The organism is Lysobacter hankyongensis (assembly GCF_039543145.1).
In the GTDB taxonomy this organism is placed as follows: Bacteria; Pseudomonadota; Gammaproteobacteria; order Xanthomonadales; family Xanthomonadaceae; genus Lysobacter_I; species Lysobacter_I hankyongensis.
Window position 1 is genome coordinate 17,727 of record NZ_BAABJE010000015.1, and the last position, 17,631, is coordinate 35,357.

Annotated in this window: 14 protein-coding genes; 2 read left to right on the top strand and 12 right to left on the bottom strand. The window is 68.7% G+C overall.

Annotation, left to right across the window (positions count from 1 at the left end; translation table 11 throughout):
- Nucleotides 1-2: 2 nt before the first annotated feature.
- The 12 genes from ABD974_RS14360 to ABD974_RS14415 form a co-directional block, all read right to left on the bottom strand.
- On the bottom strand, nucleotides 3-1,379 hold the full coding sequence (locus ABD974_RS14360; RefSeq protein ID WP_345304023.1) for an ATP-binding protein: 1,377 nt from the start codon (nucleotides 1,377-1,379) through the stop codon (nucleotides 3-5).
- Nucleotides 1,380-1,422: 43 nt separating this feature from the next.
- Complete coding sequence (locus tag ABD974_RS14365; RefSeq protein ID WP_345304024.1) at nucleotides 1,423-3,447, bottom strand: M13 family metallopeptidase; 2,025 nt, start codon at nucleotides 3,445-3,447, stop codon at nucleotides 1,423-1,425.
- 107 nt (nucleotides 3,448-3,554) lie between these two features.
- Complete coding sequence (locus ABD974_RS14370; protein ID WP_345304181.1) at nucleotides 3,555-4,055, bottom strand: lipocalin family protein; 501 nt, start codon at nucleotides 4,053-4,055, stop codon at nucleotides 3,555-3,557.
- A gap of 229 nt (nucleotides 4,056-4,284) precedes the next feature.
- Nucleotides 4,285-5,367, bottom strand: coding sequence for an SAM-dependent methyltransferase (locus ABD974_RS14375; protein ID WP_345304025.1), 1,083 nt, complete (start codon nucleotides 5,365-5,367; stop codon nucleotides 4,285-4,287).
- Nucleotides 5,368-5,411: 44 nt separating this feature from the next.
- Nucleotides 5,412-5,972, bottom strand: coding sequence for a DUF2878 domain-containing protein (locus tag ABD974_RS14380; RefSeq protein WP_345304026.1), 561 nt, complete (start codon nucleotides 5,970-5,972; stop codon nucleotides 5,412-5,414).
- A complete protein-coding gene (locus ABD974_RS14385; protein WP_345304027.1) occupies nucleotides 5,969-7,297 on the bottom strand; it encodes a class I SAM-dependent methyltransferase in 1,329 nt (442 codons plus the stop codon). Before ABD974_RS14385 ends, ABD974_RS14380 begins: the two co-directional genes overlap by 4 nt.
- Entirely contained in the window at nucleotides 7,294-8,088 is a 795-nt protein-coding gene (locus ABD974_RS14390) for a DUF1365 domain-containing protein (protein WP_345304028.1), read from the bottom strand. The genes ABD974_RS14385 and ABD974_RS14390 overlap by 4 nt, the downstream gene beginning before the upstream one ends.
- A complete protein-coding gene (locus ABD974_RS14395; RefSeq protein ID WP_345304029.1) occupies nucleotides 8,085-9,401 on the bottom strand; it encodes an NAD(P)/FAD-dependent oxidoreductase in 1,317 nt (438 codons plus the stop codon). The genes ABD974_RS14390 and ABD974_RS14395 overlap by 4 nt, the downstream gene beginning before the upstream one ends.
- Complete coding sequence (locus ABD974_RS14400) at nucleotides 9,401-10,399, bottom strand: acyl-CoA desaturase (protein WP_425562707.1); 999 nt, start codon at nucleotides 10,397-10,399, stop codon at nucleotides 9,401-9,403. Before ABD974_RS14400 ends, ABD974_RS14395 begins: the two co-directional genes overlap by 1 nt.
- Before the next feature lie 116 nt (nucleotides 10,400-10,515).
- Nucleotides 10,516-11,337, bottom strand: coding sequence for an anti-sigma factor (locus ABD974_RS14405; protein WP_345304030.1), 822 nt, complete (start codon nucleotides 11,335-11,337; stop codon nucleotides 10,516-10,518).
- Nucleotides 11,334-11,909 (bottom strand): sigma-70 family RNA polymerase sigma factor, encoded by a 576-nt coding sequence (locus ABD974_RS14410; RefSeq protein WP_345304031.1) that lies wholly within the window; start codon nucleotides 11,907-11,909, stop codon nucleotides 11,334-11,336. The genes ABD974_RS14405 and ABD974_RS14410 overlap by 4 nt, the downstream gene beginning before the upstream one ends.
- Before the next feature lie 289 nt (nucleotides 11,910-12,198).
- The gene (locus ABD974_RS14415) at nucleotides 12,199-14,415 is read right to left on the bottom strand and encodes a M13 family metallopeptidase (RefSeq protein WP_425562708.1); all 2,217 of its coding nucleotides are present in this window, start codon (nucleotides 14,413-14,415) and stop codon (nucleotides 12,199-12,201) included.
- A gap of 92 nt (nucleotides 14,416-14,507) precedes the next feature.
- Between ABD974_RS14415 and ABD974_RS14420 the strand changes: the two genes are divergently transcribed.
- A complete protein-coding gene (locus tag ABD974_RS14420) occupies nucleotides 14,508-15,881 on the top strand; it encodes an MBL fold metallo-hydrolase RNA specificity domain-containing protein (RefSeq protein WP_345304033.1) in 1,374 nt (457 codons plus the stop codon).
- A gap of 364 nt (nucleotides 15,882-16,245) precedes the next feature.
- On the top strand, nucleotides 16,246-17,598 hold the full coding sequence (locus ABD974_RS14425) for a DEAD/DEAH box helicase (protein ID WP_345304034.1): 1,353 nt from the start codon (nucleotides 16,246-16,248) through the stop codon (nucleotides 17,596-17,598).
- Nucleotides 17,599-17,631 lie beyond the last annotated feature (33 nt).

Sequence of the window (17,631 nt, forward strand, 5' to 3'; positions counted from 1 at the left end):
GCTCAGCCCTGCTTTTCGAGGAATTTCAGCACTTCGTCGTACTGCCCGCCCTGGTTGGCGTAGCGCGCGTGGTTGCGCGCGCTGGTCAGCCATTCGAGCGTGGTCGGTCGGATCTGAGCCAGCGCGTCGCGGACGTGGCGCATCGCGATCTCGGTTTCGCGACCGGAAGCGATGGAGGCTTCGATCGCTTCGTCCGCGGCGGTGTCGACCAGATTGCGCAGATCGGCGCCGGAATGGCCCGAGGTGCGACGCACGATCTCGTCGACGTCGATGTCGGCCGCGACCGGCCGCCCGTCCAGCAGCAGGCCGAGGATGACCTTGCGCGCGGCGGCGTCCGGTGGCGGTACGAACAGCACGCGGTCGAAGCGGCCGGGCCGGCGGAACGCCGGATCCACCGCCCAAGGCACGTTGGTCGCGCCGAGCACCAGCACGTGCTGGTTGTTCTGCGCGAAACCGTCGAGCTCGGTGAGGAACTGGCTGACCATCTTCGCGGACGTCGCTTCCCGCGCATGCTGGCGCTTGCCGCCGATCGCCTCGATCTCGTCGAAGAAGATCACCGACGGTGCGGTGCGCCGCGCCTGTTCGAAGATTTCGTGCAGCTTGCGCTCGGATTCGCCGATGTACATGTCGAGCACGTCGGTGATCGAGACGTTGTAGAACTTCGCCCCGCATTCGCCGGCGGTGGCGCGCGCCAGCAGGGTCTTGCCGCAGCCGGGCGGGCCGTAGAGCAGGATGCCGCCGCCGGACTGGCGCTTGAAGCGCTGGAACAGCGATGGCTTCAGGAACGGGGTGATGATGCGTCGGGTGATTTCGCGCTTGACCTCGTCCAGCCCGCCGACATCGGCGAAGCCCATCCGGGTCGCGACCGGTTCGAGATAGCGCACCGAATCCCACTCGGCGGTGTCGTCGTTGGCGATGCTGGTCACCGCGCCGGGCAGAGGGCCGGCGTCGTTGCGGGCGCGCGCGTCCGCGAGCGACACGACCCGGCCGCTGAGCTGCGAGGCGAAGGCCGCGTCCTCGATCGCCGGATTCGCCGCCACCGCCGCGCGATAGGCCTCCTGCGCTTCGGCGCGGCGCCCGTCCGCGAACAGCAGCCGCGCCTGCGCCATCGATGCCTCCGCGGAATCGGGTGCTGCGATGCGCGCGATCGCCGCGTGTTCGCCGGCATCCGCGAGCAGCCGCAGCGCGCGCGCACGGCGATCGGGATCGTCGAGCAGCGCGGGCCCGCACAGCGCATGCGCGTCGAGCAGCGCGGCGGCGTCGCGGTGTTCGCAGCAGGCGTCGATCACCAGCCCCTGCAGCGGTACGTTGTCGGGCGTGGCGCGGAGCGCTGCGAGCAGCGCCGCGACCTGCGGATGCGGCGGGTGGTCGGTGGTCATGGGGTTCCGTGGGGCGTGCGGTGTGCCGATGCGCGCCGAGCGATCAGCGCCAGATCGAAACGCGCTCGGCCTCCGGCAACAGCATCGCGCTGCCGGCCTTGCAGCCGAAGACGCTGCCGAACGCGGAGAGCTGCATCAGCGGGCCGTTGCTGCGCCAGTGTCCCGGCGGGTAGGGAGAACCGGCAGCGTGCGCCGCGGCGGCCTGCGCCGACAACTGCTGCGTCCACAGTCGCGACCAGCCGCGGAAGAACGGCTGCTGATCGGCGGCCTTGGCCTGCGGCTCGGCCTTTTCGTAGGCGGCCCAGGCCAGTTCCAGACCGGCCAGATCGGCGACGCTCTGTTCGAGCACGCGGGCGCCGTCGATCTTCAGCGTCGGGTTGCCGGGATAGGCGAGGCGGCCGTAGAACGCGGCCAGCGGCGCGGTGCGCGCATTCCACGCCGTCGCGGTGTCCGCCGACCACCAGTCGCGCAGGGTTTCGCTGGCGTCGACCCGGCGGCCGCTGGCGTCGACCACGCTGCTGAGTTCGTGGCCGACGACGGCGCCGAAACCGCCGTACTGCGCGGCCAGCGGCTGCTGCATGTCCAGCACCGGCGGCTGCAGCAGCGCGGCGCTGACGAACAGGCGGTTGTGGGCGAGGTCGTAGCCCAGCGCGGGGTACTGCGGCAGCACGTCCCAGCGCCGATCGGCGTTGGCGCGGCCGATGCGTTTCATCTCTTCGCGGTGATGCCAGGTCGATGCGATCAGGATGTTGCCGCCGAAGCTGCCGCGACCCATCGGCTGGGCGGTGAAATCGAGATCGCTGCGCGGTGCGCCGATCTCGATCTTCACGCGATCCAGTTTCGCGCGCGCCTCGATCTTGGTCGGCGCGTCCATCCAGGTGTTGCGGTCGATCGCGGTGCCCAGCGCTTCCTTCACGCTGCGGGCGATGGCGTCCGCGCGCTCGCGGGTCGCGTCCGGCAGATGGCGGGCGACGTATTCGCGCGCGACCATCGCGCCGGCCGAGGCGTTGATCGCGTCCAGCACCTGTTTCCAGCGCGGCGCGGGTTCGTCTTCGCCGCGCAGCAGTTTGCCGCGGAAATCGTGGTCGACCTCGCGCCAGTTCTTGCTGAGATAGGGCGCCATCGTGTTGCCGACGTGGAAGCGCAGATACGCCTGCCACTGCGCCGGCTTCAGGCTGCCGGCCAGTTTGTCGAGCTGCGCGAACAGCGCCGGATCGGCCATCGACACCTGCTCGGCGTTCACGCCCTGCGCCTTGAGGAAGGCGGCGAGCTGCAGGTTGCGGTATTTCTTCGCGAAATCCTTGGTGGGCACCGGGTTGTAGTTGGCGCGCAGGCCGCGCAGCGCATCCTGGGTCTTCGACATCCGCGCGATGCGGGTTTCCAGATCGATCACCAGTTGCGCTTCGCCGGCGAGCTTCGCCTGCGGGGTGCCGGACAGGGCGAGGATCTTCTGCACGTGGCCGTTGTAGCGGCCGAGCAGGGCGCGCGCGTCGGCGTCGGTGCGGGTGTAGAAACTGGCGTCGGGCAGGCCCAGACCGCCCTGCGCGAAATAGCCGAAATACGTGTCGAGCTGCTTGAGATCGAGGTCGGCGGTGAAGTTGAAGGCCACCGGGATGCCGACCTGGTGCAGCGCGGCGATCGCCGGCGCCACGTCCTGCGGTTTCTTGATCGCGCCGATGCGCGCCAGCAGCGGTGCGATCGGCGCGGCGCCGTCGCGTTCCACCGCGGCTTCGTCCAGGCCGCTGGCCCAGAAATCGCCGAGCAGCTTCTGGATGCCGTTCTGCGGCGATTTCGCCGCATCGTCCAGCAGCTGGCGCTGCTGCTGCAGCGACCGCTCGGCGAGCTGTCCCAACGCGCTGACGCCGCCCTCCGCCGGGACCGGATTCGCCTTCAGCCAGTCCGCGTTCGCGAACAGATGGAAGTCGCTGCAGGCGGTGGGCGCGGGCGTGGCCTTCGGGGCGGGCGCCGCGGGCTTGCGCCGCTTCGCGGCGTCGGCCTGCGGTGCGGCGACGGCGAGGACCAGGCAGAAAGCGAGGGCAGAGGGGCGCAGGATGGAGAGGTTCGGCATCGCGGCGTCAGGTCCGTTCGGGGGATCGGGGCAGTGTAGCAAGCGGGCCCCGAGCCCCGAACGCCGCCGGCGTCACGTTATGCCGTGCGCGGCCGCGCGGCTGCCGTTCAGGGAGCGGGCGAGGCGTCCGGTTGCGGGACCCGCCGCAGTTTCGCGGTGTCGTAGCCCAGCGCCTTCAGGCGTTCGACGTGGGCGGCGTAGTCGGCCTCGGGAATGCGCGGGGTACGGGCCATGATCCAGACGTAGTCGCGCGCGCTGCGGCCGATGATGGTCTGGGTGTAGTCGGCGTCGAGATGCACGATCACGTATTCGGCCTTGATCGGCCACACGAACTGCATGCCCCAGACCGCGTTGCCGGTGCCCGGGCGTACCGTGCCGACCGGCCGCATCACGTCGACCGGCGCGTCGAAGCCGCCCTTGCGCTGGCGATACGTGGTCTGGATCCGGCCGTCGTCGCGCAGCGCGTAGGACTCGACCGCATCGTAGGCGTTCTTCTCCAGGAAGGTCGGGATGTGTGCGATGACGTACCAGTCGCCCATGAACCGCGGCAGGTCCACGTTCGCGACCGGCGGGATGGGCGTTTTGCCGTTGGCGTTGAAGGCGAACATGGCGGCGGCTCCGATAAGACCCAGCAGGGCGGAAGCGATCAGCTTTTTCACGACGAGACTCCAGTACGGATGCGTTTTTTCTCAGGATTCATGGAGTGCATATGAAATCCGGACGGCCCAACAGCGCCGCCGGTAGAGCGGCCTTCAGGCCGCTGCGCTTGCGGTATGGAAAAGCAGCGGCCTGAAGGCCGCTCTACCGGTGCGCATGGCGGTGGCGTTGCAGACACGCTTACTCCGGCCGGACGAAACGATAGTGCGCGACCAGCCATTCCCGGCCGTCGTCGTAGCCGAACAATTCGGCGCAGGCCATCCAGAACATCCGCCAGCGCTGGAACCACAGCGCCGCGTGTTCGCCGTAAGCCTCGCGCAGCACCGCCATCACCGTTTCGCGGTTGTCGTCCTGGTTCCGCAGCCAGTGGTTCGCGGTCTTCTCGTAATGCGTGCCGTCGACGTGCCAGCGCTGTTCGATCCGCAGCGCGCGCTGGAACCACAGCAGCGTGTCGGAGGCCGGCATCAGCCCGCCGGTGAAGAAATGCCGGCCCATCCAGTTGTCCTCGCCTTCGGTTTCGAAGGGATACATCAGGGTCTTGTGGGCGAAGATGTGGACGAAGAGCTTGCCGCCGGGCGTGAGCCAGCGGCCGATGTCGCCGAGCAGGCGTTCGTAGTTGCGCATGTGCTCGAACATTTCGATCGAGACGCAGCGGTCGAATCCGGCGTCCGGCAACTGCAGCCGGTTCACGTCGCAGGTGATCACTTCGACGTTCCCGAAGCCGCGGACGCGGCACTGGGTTTCGATGTGCTCGCGCTGCGGTCGCGAGTTGGAGACCGCGGTGATCCGCGCGTTGGGATAATGCTCCGCCATCCACAGCGTCAGCGAACCCCAGCCGCAGCCGAGTTCGAGGATGCGCTGGCCGTCGGCGAGTTCGGCGCGTTCGCCGTAGAGCTTCAGCATCGCGTCTTCGGCCTGGTCGAGGGTCTCGTCGCCGCGCGGGTAGTAGGCGCAGGAATATTTCAGGCGATTGCCGAGGCAATGCCTGAAGAAGGCCGGCGGCAGTTCGTAGTGCTGGGCGTTGGCCGCGTCGGTGTGGATCGCCACCGGGCTGCTGCGCAACTGGCCGATGCGCTCGCGGAAGCGTTCGGCCTGGGCCTCGGGCCCGCCGGCGAGTTCGATGCGCAGGCGGTCTTCGCACTGGCGGCGGATGCCGAGGCGCAGCAGCGCATCGGGCAGCAGGCCGCGCTCGGCCAGGCCGATCAGTCCCGGACCGGGGCGGTCGCGGTCGAGTTCGCGGGGCAGGACGGCGGTTCGGGTCATGGCGGAATCCTCGTGGAATGCTTCAAAAGACCAGCTTCAAAAGATCAGATGACGGGACGTGCGGAGAGGGGCGTCGGTGCGGACCAGCGCACCGCCAGCGTCGTCAACAGCGGAATCGCGATGCCCCAACCGATCGCCAGCGCGACCAGCGCCATCCAGTGCGGTTCGACGAAGGCGATGGCCTGCCAGCCGCGCGCCGCGCCGAGATACGCCAGCGGCCCGCCGATGGCGCCGAACGCCAGGCCGACCAGCGGGCGATGCAGCAGGAAGGTCATCGAGTGTCGCAGCGTCAGCGAGAACGCGGCCCACAGCGACACGATCCACAGCGGTGCGCCGACACCGGGAATGGCGACATCGTCGGCGGCGTATGCCGCCAGTCCGGAGGACGCGAGCCCGCCGTCGAGCAGCAGGCCGCAGCCGATCGCCACCGCCATCAGGCGGAAATCCGCCGCGCGCTCTGCGGGCGTCTGCGAATGGAATGCGAGATGCAGCAGCGCGAACAGCGCCGCGGCGATCACAGCCGGCCACCACAGGCCGCGGCCGGCGCCGATCACCGCGGCGAACCAGACGCACTGGTAACCGACGAGATTCGCCCAGACACTCATGCCTGCAGTTCGTCCGGTCGATGCGCGTGCACATGCGTCGGCAGATCGGGCATCGGCGCCGGCCGGCGATGACCGGGCCGGGCCATCAGCAGTTGCGCCACGCCGATCGAACGTTCGCGGAATCCGCCTTCGCAATACGCCAGATAGAACTCCCACATCGCGATGAAACGGTCGTCGAAGCCCTGCGCACGCACTTCCTGCAGCGCGCCGAGGAAGCGTCGGCGCCAGGCTTCGAGCGTGCGCGCGTAGGACAGTCCGAAATCCTCCATCTGGATCAGGGCCAGATCGCTGGCGCGGCCCTTGGCCGCGACCATCGCCGCGACCGACGGAATGAAGCTGCCGGGGAACACGTGGCGCTTGATGAAATCGACCGAGCGCAGCGCCTGTGCGTAGCGGTGGTCTTCGATGGTGATCGCCTGCACCAGCGCCAGCCCGTCGGGCTTGAGCAGCGCGCCGATCTTCGCGAAATAGGTGTCGAGATACTGCGCGCCGATCGCCTCGATCATCTCGATCGAGACCAGTTTGTCGTAGGTGCCGGTGAGATCGCGATAGTCCTGCAACAGCAGCACGACCCGATCTTCCAGGCCCGCTTCCGCCACCCGCTGCGCGGCGAGCGCATGCTGTTCCTTCGAGATCGTGGTGGTGGTGACGCGGCAGCCGTAATGGCGGGCCGCGTGCACGGCGAAGCCGCCCCAGCCGGTGCCGATCTCCAGCACGTGATCGCCGGGCTTCAGGTCCAGCTTGCGGCAGATGCGATCGAGCTTGCGGGTGGAGGCGGCTTCGAGGGTGTCGTCCTCGCCGGCCCAGATGCCCGAGGAGTACATCAGGTCCGAGGAGAGGAACAGGCGGAAGAAATCGTTGCCGAGGTCGTAGTGCGCGGCGATGTTGCGGCGGCTGCCGCTGCGGGTGTTGCGGCGCAGGGCATGCCAGGTCTGCATCGCCAGGCCGCCCAGACGCGCGGGACCGGTTTCCATGGCGTCGAGCAGGTCGCGGTTGCGCACCAGCAGCCGCACCAGGCCCACAAGGTCGTCGCAGCGCCACTGCGCGTCCATCCAGGCCTCGCCGGCGCCGACGCTGCCGTTGGCGGCGACCGCGCGGTAGAAGCCGGGCGAATCGACTTCGATGCGGATGCACAGATCGGTGTCGACGTGCGCGGGCTCGCCGAGTTCGACCGTGCCCAGCGCGTCGTGCAGCGTCAGTCGTCCATGGCGCAACCGCGACATCCGCGCGATCAGCCGTTTGCGCAGGAAACGATCGAGCGCGCCGTAGTCGGCGGCATGCACGGCGTCGACGGCGGCGTCGATGCGGTTGGCGAGTTCGGTCATCGTGAACCTCGGAGGGGAAGGGAAGGCGTTCGCGCCCGTGTGGGGTGGTCGTGCACCGGATTGCGCTTGAGCCACAGCCGCAGCGCCTGCCAGTGGATCGCACCGACCACCTGCGCGGTCATCAGCGGATAGCGCCACAGCAGCCGCCGCAGCGAGGCGGCGTCCAGCGCGCGGCGCCGCAGGTGCAGGCTGGCGTCGAATTCGCGCGCGCCGTCGCGCAGCACGTCCATGTGGACATGCAGGTCCGCGCCCGGTGCGGTGAAGCGCCAGTCGTAGTCGCGGTCCATCGCCATGAACGGCGACACGTGGAACCGCTTCGGGAACGACCAGCGCAGCGCGCGGCCGTGCGCGTCGGCGCCGTCGACCGGCAGCACGTAGGCGTGGCGTTCCTTCCATGGCGTGTTGGTGATCTCGGCGACGATGCAGTCGAGCGCGCCGTCGGCGGCGTGGCAGTAGTAGAAACTCACCGGATTGAAGACGAAGCCGAAATAGCGCGGATGCGTCAGCAGCCGGATCGCGCCCTGCGGGCGCCGGCCGAGCACTTCGGCGGCGCGCGCGCGCACCGCTTCGGCGAGCGGCACGGCGGGGTCGCCGAGATAATCGCTGCGGCGGAATTCGGCGAGATTGCGGCGGTCCGCCGACCACAGCCGTGAGCGGTCGAACACCCGGTCGATTTCGTCGAGATCCAGGTACAGCTGCGCCATCCGGTAGCGGAACGCGTGCGGATGCGGCAGGTGCCGGCGATGCCGGACCGTGCCTTCGTACACGGCGCTGGCGAGCGCATCGTTCATGCGGCGACCGCTTCCGGCGTCGCGATATCGGCGCGGTCGTCGCTGATGCGCGGCGACCATGCGATGCCCATCGATGCCGCGACCTCGACCGCGCTGCGCATGCCGTCCTCGTGGAACCCCCAGCCCCAGTACGCGCCCGCGAACCAGGTGCGCCGTTGGCCCTGGATCTCGGCCTTGCGCTGCTGCGCGGCGACCGACGCGTGGCTGTAGACCGGATGGTGATAGCGCATGCGGCGCAGGATCTTCGCCGGATCGATGGCATCGGTGCGATTGAGCGTGACCACGAAGGGTTCGGGCGATTCGATACCCTGCAGCAGGTTCATGCAATAGCTGACGGTGCAGACATCGCCCGGATCGCGCGGTACCAGCGCGTTCCACGCCGCCCATGCCTTGCGCCGACGCGGCAGCAGGCGCGCATCGGTGTGCAGCACGGTGTCGTTGGCCTGGTAGGGCATCGCGCCGAGCACCGAGCGCTCGCGTTCGCTCGCGTCGCTGAGCAGGCGCAGCGCCTGATCGCTGTGACAGGCCAGCACCAGCCAATCGAAGCGTTCGGCGCCGCTGCCGGCGTCGGTATCGGTGAACACGGTGACGCCATCGTCGTCGCGCAGCACCATCGAGACCGGCGTCGACAGGCGCTCCTGCACGCGCCAGCGAGCGCGCAGCGCGCGCACGTAGGCGTTCGATCCGCCGCGCACCACGCGCCACTGCGGCCGATCGCTGACCTGCAGCATCTGGTGGTTGGCCATGAACTGCACGAGATATTTCGCCGGGAACGAGAGGATCCGGGCCGAGGGCGACGACCACAGCGCCGAGGCCATCGGCAGCAGGTGATCGTCGCGGAACATCGCGCCGTAGCCGTTGCGGTCGAGATAGTCGCCGAGCGTCGGGCCCTCGCCGGGCTGGTCGAGCAGCGCGGGCGCTTCGCGATAGAAGCGGAACAGGTCGCGCAGCATGCCCCAGAAACGCGGCGACAGCAGATTGCGGCGCTGGCAGAACAGTCCGTCGAGATCGGTGGCGTTGTATTCCAGCCCCGAGGCCTCGTTGCGTACCGAGAAACTCATGGTCGTCGGCTGCGAGGCGACGCCGAGTTCGTCGAACAGCGCGGTCAACAGCGGGTAGTGCGCCGGGTTGTGGACGATGAAACCGCTGTCGACCGCATATCGCCTGCCATGCAGCGCGATGTCGTGGGTATGGGTGTGGCCGCCGAGATAATCGTTGGCCTCGAACAGCACGACCTCGTGGCGCGGGTCTTTCGAGAGCAGCCAGGCGGAGGCGAGGCCGGCGATGCCGGAACCGACGATGGCGATGCGCATCAGGCCGCTCCCGTCCGCGCGCCGCGCGCTCTGGCGGCCACCCAGGCCGGCACCGGTTTGAGATCGTGGACGAGGCGCAGCAGCGCCATCACGCGCAGACCGTAGTAGGTCAGGTCGATCTCCCACCAGCGGAAGCCCTGTCGCGCCGAGCCCGGGAAGAAGTGATGATTGTTGTGCCAGCCTTCGCCGAAGGTCAGCAGCGCCAGCCACAGATTGTTGCGGCTGTCGTCGCGGGTGTCGAAACGGCGCTTGCCGAAGCGGTGCGCCAGCGAGTTGATGGTCACGGTGGCGTGGAACAGCGCGACGGTGGAGACGAAGAATCCCCAGACCAGCATCTGCCAGGCGTCGGTGCCGAGCTGCGGTGCGGCGTCTTCCAGCCAGCCGCCGAGCAGGAACAGCGCCACCGCCAGCAGCACCGGCACCAGGGTGTCGAAGCGGTCCAGCCAGCGCAGTTCCGGATAGCGCGCGAGGTCGCGGATGCGTTCCCAGTCGGTGCGGAAGCCGTGACGGGTGAGGAACCAGCCGACGTGGCTGCGCCAGAACCCGTGGACCACCGGCGAATGCACGTCCTGCGCGGTGTCGGAGTGACGATGATGGTTGCGATGATGCGCCGCCCACCACAGCGGCCCGCGCTGCACGCAGGACGCGCCGATCAGCGCGAACACGAACTGCACCGCGCGCGAGGTGCGGAAGGTGCGATGCGAGAAATAGCGGTGGTAGAAGCCGGTGATCGCGAACATCCGCACCGCGTAGAGCGCGGCCGCGACCGCGACCGCGATCCACGACACGCCAACCTGGAACACCGCCAGGCAGGCCAGATGCATGCCGAGAAAAGGAATCGCGCGCAACCAGTCGATGCGGTCGCCTTCGGCGGTGGATTCGTTCGCCAGGGTGCCGGTATCGAACCAGCGGGCGACGGCGGCGATGCCGCGATGGAGGGCGGAGACGCGTCGCGGTGCGACGGACGGATCGGAGTGGGGCGGAGCGTGTACCGGCATGCGCAATTCCTTGGCTGTCGGTACCTCTACGCGGAGGCGGTGCGTTCGGATGCACCGCCCCCGCGTTTCGAATCAGATCGCTGCGTTGCGCGGATGGCTCCGCAACGTTGCCCGCATCACAGCGTGACGATATCGCCCTTGGCGATGATCGGGCCGGTCGGAATGCCCTGCGGCGCGCCGCCATTCGGTTCGAGCGTGATCGCCAGCAGCGCGCCCTTCGCCAACGCATCGCGCAGCGTGTCGGGCACCTTGACCGTGTGCGAGCGGTCGATCGACACCAGGCCGAGCGACTTCGGCGTTTCGCCCGGCGGAATCAGCCACAGTTCCGGCACGCGGCCTTCGGCGTCGGCGCCGGCGGGCACCGGCACCATCAGCACGGTGCCGGCCTTCGCATCGACCGACGCCAGCCAACCCGGCTTGCCGTCGTCGCGAAGCAGCGTGCTGACCGGCTTGGGCGCATCGGGATCCTCGACCGGCGGCGGTGGCGGTTCGACCGCGATCGTGCCGGGGCCGACCGGCGTCGCGATGTCCTCGCGGAACAGCCCCAGCGGACCGATGGCCACCGCGGCGATCGCGGCGGCCGCGGCCAGACCGGTGGCCGCACGCCAGAAACCGGCGCTCTGCCACAGACCGGGCTTCGCGGTGGCGGCGTCGACGGACCTGCCGGTTTCGACCGCCGGCCAACCGAGACGACTGCGGATGCGTGGCCACAGGTGCGGCGGGATCTCGGCGCCGTCGAACTCGGCCAGCAGCGGCGCCAGGCGCTGCTCCCAGTCGGCGACGAGGCGGGCGAATCCCGGGTCGTTCGCGATGCGGGTCTGCGCTTCGCGGCGCTGTTCGGCGTCGAGCACGCCGAGGACGTATTCGCCGGCGAAGATGTCCGCCGACGGCGGCTCGCGGCCTTCGAAATCCTGCTCGTTGAGGTCGCGGATGTTCATGCTTCGAGGCAACCGCGCAGTTGCAGCAGGCCGCGACGGATCCAGCTCTTGACCGAGCCCAGCGGCGAGGCGATGCGCTGCGCGAGTTCTTCGTAGGTGGAACCTTCGAAGAACGCGGCGCGGATCAGCGATTGGCGGCGCGGGTCGAGCTGGCGCATGCAGGCTTCCAGTCGTTCGCGCTCATCGGCGGAGACCGCGGTCTGCAGCGGGGTCGCGCCGGCATCGGCGACGTCGTCCGCGAACTCGATCGGGGCCAGGGTGCCGCGCGCGGGCGCGGCCCGCAGGCGGTCGATGGCCTTGTTGCGGGCGATCATCGCCAGCCAGGCGATCGGACTGGCGCGTCCGGGATCGAACTGGTGCGCCTTGTGCCAGATCGTCGTGAAGACGTCCTGCAGCACGTCCTCGGCCTCGGCGCGATCGGACAGCACCCGCAGACAGATCGCGAACAACCGCGAGGACGTCGCGCGATACAGCGATTCGAAGGCGTTGCGGCTGCCGCCGGCGATGTCGACCAGCAGTGCGTCGAGACCCGGGGTCTCCTGTGCTGCGTCGTATGCGCGGATTTCGGGCATCCGGAGTCCTGTCGTGGCGTGCGGGCGGGCCGCCATGTTCGGGGACAGGCCGCGGGACGGCAAGAGGGTCTCCCGGATTCCGTGACGAGGACGGCGGGAGCCGGGGGCGACGCCATCGCGATCGTGCGGATCGCATGACCGGGCGTGGGCGAGGGCGGTGAAGGTTTGCATGCCGATGGATACGGCGCGTTTCGCCCGGTGGATGCACCCGTACGCCGCAACGACAAGGGCCCGGATCGCTCCGGGCCCTTGTGGCGAAACGCACGGTCGAAAACGCGGTGGCCCGCGCTTACCAGATCGCGATGCGCTTGTCGCCGTCGCGCACCATCGGGTCGCCGGCCTTGCACGCGAACGCTTCGGCGAAGGCCGGGTGGTTCGACGGTGCGCCGACGGCGCGGAAGTTGGCGGGCGCGTGCGAATCGGTGGTCAGGCGCACCGCCAGCTCGTCCGGGGTGAAGTTGCGGCGCCACACCGTGCCCCAGTTGAGGAAGAAGCGCTGTTCGCGCGGCAGCCCTTCGACCTTGGCGTCGGGCTTGCCTTCGCTGGCGCGCTGGAAGGCGTCGTAGGCCACCGCCAGGCCGCCGAGGTCGGCGATGTTCTCGCCCAGCGTCAGCTTGCCGTTGACCTTCTTGCCGGGTGCGGCCTCGTAGGCGTCGAACTGCGCGATCAGCTTGCCGGTCAGGCCCATGAAGCCCTTCATGTCGGCGTCGGTCCACCAGTTCTCGAAGTTGCCGGTCGGCCCGAAGCGGCTGCCCTGGTCGTCGTAGCCGTGGATCATTTCGTGGCCGATGACCGCGCCGATGCCGCCGTAGTTCAACGCGTCGTCGGCCTTGGCGTCGAAGAACGGCGGCTGCAGGATCGCGGCCGGGAACACGATCTCGTTCAACTGCGGGTTGTAGTAGGCGTTCACCGTCTGCGGGCTCATACCCCATTCGGTCTTGTCGACCGGCTTGCCGATCTTGCCGAGGTTCCACTTGTAGTTGAACTCGTTCGCGGCCAGCACGTTCTCGATGTAGCTGCCGCGCGAGGTGTCCAGACCGGTCCAGTCGCGCCACTTGTCCGGGTAACCGATCTTCGGCGTGAACGTGGCCCACTTGTCCATCGCCTTCTGCTTGGTCTCCGGGCTCATCCACGCGAGGTTTTCCAGCCGGCCCTTCAGCGCCGCGCTGAGGTTCTTCACCAGTTCCTCCATGCGCGCCTTCGATTCCGGCGGGAACGCCACCTGCACGTACATCTGGCCCAGCGCTTCGCCGGTCTGGCCCTCGATGGTGTCGAGCACGCGCTTCCAGCGCGGCTGCTGTTCCTTCTGTCCGCGCATGGTCTTGCGGTAGAAGTTGAAATTCTCGTCGGCGAAGGCGTCGCCGAGGAACGGCGAGGCGCCGTCGACGGTGTGGAAGCGCAGGTAGCTCTTCCAGTGCTCGACCGGGGTGTCGGCCAGCATCTTGTCAAACTCGACGTGGAATTCCGGAATCGCCATCGAGAACATCTTCGGTGCGGCGATGCCCTGCGATTCGAAGAACTTGCTCCACGGGAAATTCGGGGTCTTCTTGTCGGCGTCCGCCACCGACACCGGGTTGTAGTACAGCGACACGTCGCGGGCCAGTTCTTCGCTGGACTTCGAGGCCTTGGCCAGGCGGGTTTCGAACGCGACCACGTCCTTGGCCTGCTTCGCGGCATCGGCCGCGGCGACGCCGGACAGTTCCAGCACCTTGGCGATGTGCTGTTCGTAGGCGGCGAGTTTTTCCTTCTTGTCGGCGTCGAAGTAGTAGGCCTTGTCGGGCAGGCCGAGGCCGGCCTGGGCGACATAGGCGATGTTCATCGACGAATCCTTGAAGTCGGCGCTCGGGCCGAAGCCGAAGACCGCCTGCTCGCCCTTGGCGAAGCTCTTGCGCAGATGCTCGGCGACCGAAGCGCCGTCGGTCAGCGCGTCGATAGCGTCGAGGCGGCTCTTGAGCGGGGCGATGCCCTGGGCGTTGATCTTCGCCTCGTCCATGCCGGTGGCCCAGATGTCCCCGACGATCTTCTCCACGCCCTTGGCGCCGGACATCGCGGCGGCCTGCTCGGCGAGCTGGCGCTGCACCGAGGTCGAACGTTCGTCCAGCATCTCGAATGCGCCCCAAGAGGTGCGGTCGCCCGGGATGGCGTTGGCGGCGAGCCACTTGCCGTTGACGAACCCGGCGAAGTCGGCGCAGGCGTTCTTGGTGGTGTCGAGGTCGGCGGCCTTGAACTGGTTGAACGGCGGCAGCTTGCTTTCGTCGAGGGTCAGCGCAGGCGCTGCGGCCTTGGCGGCGGTATCCGCGGCGGGCGCGGCATCGTCCTTCTTGCAGGCGGCGAGGGACGCGGCGATGGCCAGCGACAGCAGCAGGACGCGCGGCTTGAGGCGCGAGGAGGGTTGAGCGTTCACGGAGACTCCAGCCCGGCGGGCATGTGAAAGGAGAGGCGCGTCCGGTTGGGCGCCGTACGACTGTAGCGCGCTGCCCGGCGTCCGGCTGGTGTCGAAGGTCATGCGCTCCCGGCGCATGCGGAGGCGCTGCGACGGTCCCGCACCTGCGGTCGTGGTAGTTTTGGCCCGGTCGTCACACCAGAACGGAGCGGACAATGCGCGTCACTTTCCACGGCGCCGCCGGCGAGGTCACCGGTTCCCTGCACGAGGTCGAAGTCGCCGGCCAGCGCCTGTTGTTCGACTGCGGCATGATCCAGGGCAGCCCGGAAGCCGAAGCCCGCAACGCCGACCCGTTCCCCTTCGAGCCCAGCGCGCTGGACGCGCTGATCCTCAGCCACGCCCATATCGACCATATCGGCCGGGTGCCGCTGCTGGTGCAGCGTGGCTTCCGCGGCCCGATCTACGCCCAGGCCGCCACCGCCGACCTGATGCCGGTGATGCTGCTGGACGCCGCGGGCATCGCCGAAAGCGAGGCCATGCGCGCCAATCGCGACCGCCGCCACGGCCAGCCGATGGCGGTGCCGCTGTACACCAAGGACGACGTGCGCGAGGCGATGCGGCAGGTGCGCCCGCTGCCCTACGACGTCCGCACCGAACTGTCTCCGGGCGTGGAGATGTGCTTCCGCGACGCCGGCCATATCCTCGGGTCCTGCAGCGTCGAGCTGTGGGGCGATGGCCGCAAGGTGGTGTTTTCCGGCGACCTCGGCCCGAAGGGCACGCCGATCCTGCGCGATCCGGCGGAGATCGCCGATGCCGATCTGGTGCTGATGGAATCGACCTACGGCGACCGCCTGCATCGCGATCGCGCGGAGACGATCCACGAACTGGAAGAGATCCTCGACGATGCCTGGCGGTCGGGCGGCGTGGTGCTGATTCCCGCGTTCGCGGTCGGCCGCACCCAGGAACTGCTGTACTGGTTCGCCAAACACTGGGACGACTGGAAGATGTCGCGCTGGCAGATCTTCCTCGACAGCCCGATGGCCTCGAAGGTGGTCGACGTGTACGACCGCCACCACGACCTCTTCGACGACGACGCGAAACGGGTCTGGCGCAACCATCCGAGCCCGTTCAGATTGCCGAACCTGCACATCACCGAAAGCGTCGACGAATCGATGGCGATCAACCGCATGGAGCGCGGCATCATCGTCATCGCCGGTTCGGGCATGGCCAACGCGGGCCGCATCCTGCATCACTTCAAACATCGCCTGCATCGCAAACAGACCCACGTGGTCTTCGTCGGCTATCAGGCCGAAGGCACCACCGGGCGGCGGATCGTCGACGGCGCGAAATGGGTGCGCATCCACGGGCACGACGTGCGCGTGAACGCGCAGCGGCATACGGTCGGCGGACTGTCGGCGCACACCGACCAGCGCGGCCTGATGGACTGGTACGCGGGCTTCCGCGACCGTCCGCCGCTGGCGCTGGTCCACGGCGAGGACAAGGCGCGCGAGGCGCTGGCCGGCGAGATCGGCGAGGCGTACGGGATCAGCGCCACCCTGGCGCGGCCGGGGCTGGTGCTCGAGGTCTGAGCCCAACGACAACCTCCCGGTCACCGACCGGTCGTCGCCTTCCGACGAAAATCCCAGCCGGTTCAGGGATTTGCTGGCGGCGGCCGGAGTTTTCGCGTAGCATCCGCCCTGTTTCGCGCACGGCTGGTCCGTTTTCCCGATCACAGCCGCTGCCGTCCCGGCCATCGCCAGTTTCCGGCGCCCGGTGTCGCAGCACTCTCCGCACGTCTTTCGTCGCGCCGAACACGACCCGCCATGTGGCGCGTCGTTTCATCCTTTGCTCGCAGCGCGGTTGGAAAGCTCCGAGTAACGCTTCGCGTCCGCCGCGGACCGATTCCCCACGGGAGCCGGCCGTCGACGCGATTCCACCGGAGTTCCACACATCATGTCTTTCGAATCGCTCGGGCTCGCGCCCGCGTTGCTGCGCGCGCTCGCCGACAACGGTTATGCCACCCCCACGCCGATCCAGGCCGAGGGCATCCCGCTGGTACTGGCCGGCCACGACGTGCTCGGCGGCGCCCAGACCGGCACCGGCAAGACCGCCGCCTTCGGCCTGCCGCTGCTGCAGCGCCTGGCCGAGGGCAACAAGCCCGCCACCGGCCCGCGCAAGCCCCGCGCGCTGATCCTGGTACCCACCCGCGAACTCGCGGTGCAGGTCGCCGACAGCATCCGCAGTTACAGCAAGTACCTCCGTCTCAACGTCACCACCATCTTCGGCGGCGCCGGGATGGGCCCGCAGGTCGACAACCTGCGTCGCGGCGTCGACATCCTCGTCGCCACCCCCGGTCGCCTGATCGACCACATGCAGCAGGGCGCCGCGAAGCTCGACGCGATCGAGATCCTGGTCCTCGACGAAGCCGACCGCATGCTCGACATGGGTTTCCTGCCGGCGATGAAGCGCATCCTCGCGCGCGTGCCGACCGAGCGTCAGACCCTGCTGTTCTCGGCCACGTTCGAATCCCAGATCAAGCAGCTCGCCCTCGAATTCATGCGCGAGCCGAAGCAGGTGCAGGTCGCCGCGCAGAACGCCATCGCCGCGACCATCCAGCATCGCGCGCATCCGGTCGACGGCTCGCGCAAGCGCGATCTGCTGATCGACATCCTGACCCGTCGCCACTCCGAGCAGGTGCTGATCTTCGGCAAGACCAAGCACGGCTGCAATCGACTGGCCGAGCAGCTCGGAACCGCCGGTCTGCCGGCGGTCGCGATCCACGGCAACAAGAGCCAGGCCGCGCGCCAGAAGGCGCTCAACGCCTTCAAGTCCGGCAAGGCCCGCATCCTGGTCGCCACCGACGTGGCCGCGCGCGGCCTCGACATCCCGAACCTGCCGCTGGTGATCAACCACGATCTGCCGATGGTGGCCGAGGATTACGTGCATCGCATCGGCCGCACCGGCCGCAACGGCATGACCGGCGAAGCGCTCTCGCTGGTGTCGCCGGACGAAGCGCAGTTGCTGCGCCAGATCCAGCGTCTGCTGAAGGCCGACATCGCGCTGGAAGCGATCGAAGGCTACGAACCCAGCCGTCCGATCCGTCTCGACGGCAATGCGCCGGGCGCTCCGCGTCCGGGTGGTCAGCGCCCCGGCGGCAATCGTACGCCGCGCAAGCCGGGCCATCGCGCCCACGGCAAACCGGCCGACCGCGGCGCCCACGCGCATGCGCATACCGGCCAGAAGCAGGGCCAGGGCCGCGGGCAGGGCCAAGGCAAGCCGGGCGGGCGCCGCGACTCGCGTGCGTGATCGATACATTGAATCGATTCGATCGAAACAATT

What these genes read in the sequence shown, in the direction of transcription:
- ABD974_RS14415 (WP_425562708.1), bottom strand. Translation starts at nt 14,415, where the DNA reads ATGACCTTCGACACCAGCCGGACGCCGGGCAGCGCGCTACAGTCGTAC.
- ABD974_RS14370 (WP_345304181.1), bottom strand. Translation starts at nt 4,055, where the DNA reads ATGTTCGCCTTCAACGCCAACGGCAAAACGCCCATCCCGCCGGTCGCG.
- ABD974_RS14400 (WP_425562707.1), bottom strand. Translation starts at nt 10,399, where the DNA reads ATGCCGGTACACGCTCCGCCCCACTCCGATCCGTCCGTCGCACCGCGA.
- ABD974_RS14360 (WP_345304023.1), bottom strand. Translation starts at nt 1,379, where the DNA reads ATGACCACCGACCACCCGCCGCATCCGCAGGTCGCGGCGCTGCTCGCA.
- ABD974_RS14405 (WP_345304030.1), bottom strand. Translation starts at nt 11,337, where the DNA reads ATGAACATCCGCGACCTCAACGAGCAGGATTTCGAAGGCCGCGAGCCG.
- ABD974_RS14390 (WP_345304028.1), bottom strand. Translation starts at nt 8,088, where the DNA reads ATGAACGATGCGCTCGCCAGCGCCGTGTACGAAGGCACGGTCCGGCAT.
- ABD974_RS14420 (WP_345304033.1), top strand. Translation starts at nt 14,508, where the DNA reads ATGCGCGTCACTTTCCACGGCGCCGCCGGCGAGGTCACCGGTTCCCTG.
- ABD974_RS14375 (WP_345304025.1), bottom strand. Translation starts at nt 5,367, where the DNA reads ATGACCCGAACCGCCGTCCTGCCCCGCGAACTCGACCGCGACCGCCCC.
- ABD974_RS14385 (WP_345304027.1), bottom strand. Translation starts at nt 7,297, where the DNA reads ATGACCGAACTCGCCAACCGCATCGACGCCGCCGTCGACGCCGTGCAT.
- ABD974_RS14395 (WP_345304029.1), bottom strand. Translation starts at nt 9,401, where the DNA reads ATGCGCATCGCCATCGTCGGTTCCGGCATCGCCGGCCTCGCCTCCGCC.
- ABD974_RS14365 (WP_345304024.1), bottom strand. Translation starts at nt 3,447, where the DNA reads ATGCCGAACCTCTCCATCCTGCGCCCCTCTGCCCTCGCTTTCTGCCTG.
- ABD974_RS14380 (WP_345304026.1), bottom strand. Translation starts at nt 5,972, where the DNA reads ATGAGTGTCTGGGCGAATCTCGTCGGTTACCAGTGCGTCTGGTTCGCC.
- ABD974_RS14410 (WP_345304031.1), bottom strand. Translation starts at nt 11,909, where the DNA reads ATGCCCGAAATCCGCGCATACGACGCAGCACAGGAGACCCCGGGTCTC.
- ABD974_RS14425 (WP_345304034.1), top strand. Translation starts at nt 16,246, where the DNA reads ATGTCTTTCGAATCGCTCGGGCTCGCGCCCGCGTTGCTGCGCGCGCTC.